Here is a 528-nt window from a genome sequence, read left to right on the forward strand (position 1 = left end):
CTGGATGATTAAAACAATAAATGTACATAATACAAATCTAAGATCAAATTGAATTTTTCAGACGGCCTTTGCTGTTTGAATATTTTTAACCTATACCATACACACACACTTTTTCATGAATATTTTTGAAGCCTTACTATTATTGTGCCTGCTGATTGTCATTAGCGCGTTTGTATCCTGTTCCGAACTTGCGCTGGCTTCGGCACGCAAAATCAAATTGCAGGTCATGGCGAAAGACGGCGGCGATACGCGTGCGCTTGACGTAATCAATATGCAGCAGCAGCCGGGCAGTTTTATTACCGTTGTCCAAATCGGTTTGAACGCCGTCGCCATTCTTGCCGGTATTGTCGGCGAGGCAGCAATACGTCCGTATTTTGGCAAACTATTGGAGAACGCAGGTAGTTGGGGCAGCACAGTTGCCTCTTTGCTGACATTCTCGCTGGTTACAGGCAGCTTTATTTTAATTGCCGACCTGATGCCCAAGCGTATGGCAATGACCCATCCCGAAGCGGTGGCGGTACGCATTGT

At 45.6% G+C, this 528-nt stretch carries 1 protein-coding gene; it reads left to right on the forward strand.

The genetic code is table 11. The features are described from left to right. Positions 1-115: 115 nt before the first annotated feature. Positions 116-528: CNNM domain-containing protein (locus ACTHS3_RS16725; protein ID WP_440368606.1), on the forward strand; the 413-nt coding region annotated here is incomplete at its 3' end.

Source organism: Neisseria sp. P0009.S007 (assembly GCF_051962515.1).